A 3,474-nucleotide genomic window follows, 5' to 3' on the forward strand; every position below is an offset into this window, starting at 1 on the left:
CTGGAAGATTGTCCGGCGGTGTCCTACTCTCCCACACCCTCACGAGTGCAGTACCATCGGCGCTGGAGGGCTTAGCTTCCGGGTTCGGAATGTAACCGGGCGTTTCCCCTCCGCCATGACCGCCGTAACTCTATGAACATATCAAACAACCCCGGCACACACGTCACGGGTGTTCGCTTGTTCAGAGTTGCACAGTGGACGCGTAGCAGCTTAGTAGTCAAGTCCTCGGCCTATTAGTACCGGTCAACTGAACCCGTTACCGGGCTTACATTTCCGGCCTATCAACCCAGTCGTCTAGCTGGGGGCCTTACCCCACCAAAGGTGGGTGGGATACCTCATCTTGAAGCAGGCTTCCCGCTTAGATGCTTTCAGCGGTTATCCCTTCCGAACGTAGCTAACCAGCCGTGCCCTTGGCAGGACAACTGGCACACCAGAGGTTCGTCCGTCCCGGTCCTCTCGTACTAGGGACAGCCCTTCTCAAGTATCCTACGCGCACGGCGGATAGGGACCGAACTGTCTCACGACGTTCTAAACCCAGCTCGCGTACCGCTTTAATGGGCGAACAGCCCAACCCTTGGGACCTGCTACAGCCCCAGGATGCGACGAGCCGACATCGAGGTGCCAAACCATCCCGTCGATATGGACTCTTGGGGAAGATCAGCCTGTTATCCCCGGGGTACCTTTTATCCGTTGAGCGACACCGCTTCCACTCGCAAGTGCCGGATCACTAGTCCCGACTTTCGTCCCTGCTCGACCTGTCAGTCTCACAGTCAAGCTCCCTTGTGTACTTGCACTCAACACCTGATTGCCAACCAGGCTGAGGGAACCTTTGGGCGCCTCCGTTACCTTTTAGGAGGCAACCGCCCCAGTTAAACTACCCACCAGACACTGTCCCTGAACCGGATAACGGTCCGAAGTTAGATACCCAAATCAACCAGAGTGGTATTTCAAGATTGCCTCCACCCATACTGGCGTATGGACTTCACCGGCTCCCACCTATCCTACACAAGCTAATTCGAGTACCAATGTCAAGCTATAGTAAAGGTCCCGGGGTCTTTCCGTCCTGCCGCGCGTAACGAGCATCTTTACTCGTACTGCAATTTCGCCGGGCCTGTGGTTGAGACAGTGGGGAAGTCGTTACGCCATTCGTGCAGGTCGGAACTTACCCGACAAGGAATTTCGCTACCTTAGGATGGTTATAGTTACCACCGCCGTTTACTGGCGCTTAAGTTCTCCGCTTCGCCCCGAAGAGCTAACAGGTCCCCTTAACGTTCCAGCACCGGGCAGGCGTCAGTCCATATACATCGAATTACTTCTTCGCATGGACCTGTGTTTTTAGTAAACAGTCGCTTCCCCCTGCTCTCTGCGGCCATACAACGCTCCACCCGCGCGGGGCTTCACGTCTCCGGCCCCCCTTCTCCCTAAGTTACGGGGGCAATTTGCCGAGTTCCTTAACCACAGTTCGCCCGATCGCCTCGGTATTCTCTACCTGACCACCTGTGTCGGTTTGGGGTACGGGCCGCTAAGAACTCGCTAGAGGCTTTTCTCGGCAGCATAGGATCACTGACTTCACCTGAATCGGCTCGGCATCACGTCTCAGCCTTCATGTGTTGCGGATTTGCCTACAACACGGCCTACACGCTTACCCCGGCACAACCACCGGCCGGGCTCAGCTACCTTCCTGCGTCACCCCATCGCTTGACTACTACCCATCAGGTTCCCACGCTCCCCATCCTCAACCCGAAGGTCTCGAACGGTTCGGGTGGTTAGCACAACGAGGTTCATCAGGGACGCTCTTTCGCGGGTACGGGAATATCAACCCGTTGTCCATCGACTACGCCTCTCGGCCTCGCCTTAGGTCCCGACTCACCCAGGGCGGATTAGCCTGGCCCTGGAACCCTTGGTCATCCGGCGGAAGGGTTTCTCACCCTTCTTTCGCTACTCATGCCTGCATTCTCACTCGTGCCGCGTCCACAACTGGGTCACCCCGCTGCTTCACTCGCGGCACGACGCTCCCCTACCCATCCACACACCTGCACAAGGAATCAAGTCCAAGCGAGGATAAAATGTGAATGCCACAGCTTCGGCGGTGTGCTTGAGCCCCGCTACATTGTCGGCGCGGAACCACTTGACCAGTGAGCTATTACGCACTCTTTAAAGGGTGGCTGCTTCTAAGCCAACCTCCTGGTTGTCTATGCGACCCCACATCCTTTTCCACTTAGCACACGCTTAGGGGCCTTAGCTGGTGATCTGGGCTGTTTCCCTCTCGACTACGAAGCTTATCCCCCGCAGTCTCACTGCCGCGCTCTCACTTACCGGCATTCGGAGTTTGGCTGATTTCGGTAAGCTTGTGGGCCCCCTAGACCATCCAGTGCTCTACCTCCGGCAAGAAACACGCGACGCTGCACCTAAATGCATTTCGGGGAGAACCAGCTATCACGGAGTTTGATTGGCCTTTCACCCCTAACCACAGGTCATCCCCCAATTTTTCAACATTGGTGGGTTCGGCCCTCCACGCGGTCTTACCCGCGCTTCAGCCTGCCCATGGCTAGATCACTCCGCTTCGGGTCTAGGACACGCGACTGAATCGCCCTATTCAGACTCGCTTTCGCTACGGCTCCCCCACACGGGTTAACCTCGCCACATGCCACTAACTCGCAGGCTCATTCTTCAAAAGGCACGCCGTCACCCCGCAAGGCTCCGACGGATTGTAGGCGAACGGTTTCAGGTACTATTTCACTCCCCTCCCGGGGTACTTTTCACCATTCCCTCACGGTACTTGTCCGCTATCGGTCACCAGGAAGTATTTAGGCTTACCAGGTGGTCCTGGCAGATTCACGGCAGATTTCAGGGGTCCGCCGCTACTCGGGAACACCCACAGAAGGTCAGCAACTTTCACCTACCGGACTCTCACCGTCTACGGTCAGCCATTCCAGACTGTTCGACTAGCCACTGACTTTGTAACTCCTCGAACAAGTGTCAGCTTGTTCAGCGGGGTCCCACAACCCCGACCACGCAACCCCTGACAGGTATCACACGCAGCCGGTTTAGCCTCGATCCGCTTTCGCTCGCCACTACTCACGGAATCACTAAATTGTTTTCTCTTCCTACGGGTACTGAGATGTTTCACTTCCCCGCGTTCCCTCCACACACCCTATGTGTTCAGGTGTGGGTGACACCACATGACTGGTGCCAGGTTTCCCCATTCGGACACCCTGGGATCACAGCTTGGTTGACAGCTCCCCCAGGCCTATCGCGGCCTCCCACGTCCTTCATCGGCTCCTGGTGCCAAGGCATTCACCGTTCGCCCTTGACAACTTGACCACAAAGATGCTCGCGTCCACTGTGCAATTCTCAACAAACGACCAACCCACAACCCGATCCGCCCCACACCAAACCCAACACTCCGTTGGCGGTATATGGGGCCAGGCCATGCCTGGCAACCTCGTGCAGCGCACACGCCACACTCAAGGC

At 56.7% G+C, this 3,474-nt stretch carries 2 rRNA genes; both read right to left on the reverse strand.

Annotation, left to right across the window (positions count from 1 at the left end):
* Positions 1-10: 10 nt before the first annotated feature.
* Positions 11-127, reverse strand: a 5S ribosomal RNA gene (gene rrf, locus ABZU74_RS33870).
* An 86-nt stretch (positions 128-213) separates the two neighbouring features.
* Positions 214-3,324 (reverse strand): 23S ribosomal RNA (locus ABZU74_RS33875).
* Positions 3,325-3,474: the final 150 nt, after the last annotated feature.

Origin of the sequence: Micromonospora sp. NPDC005171 (genome assembly GCF_040608575.1) — a bacterium.
Classification (GTDB): Bacteria; Actinomycetota; Actinomycetes; order Mycobacteriales; family Micromonosporaceae; genus Micromonospora.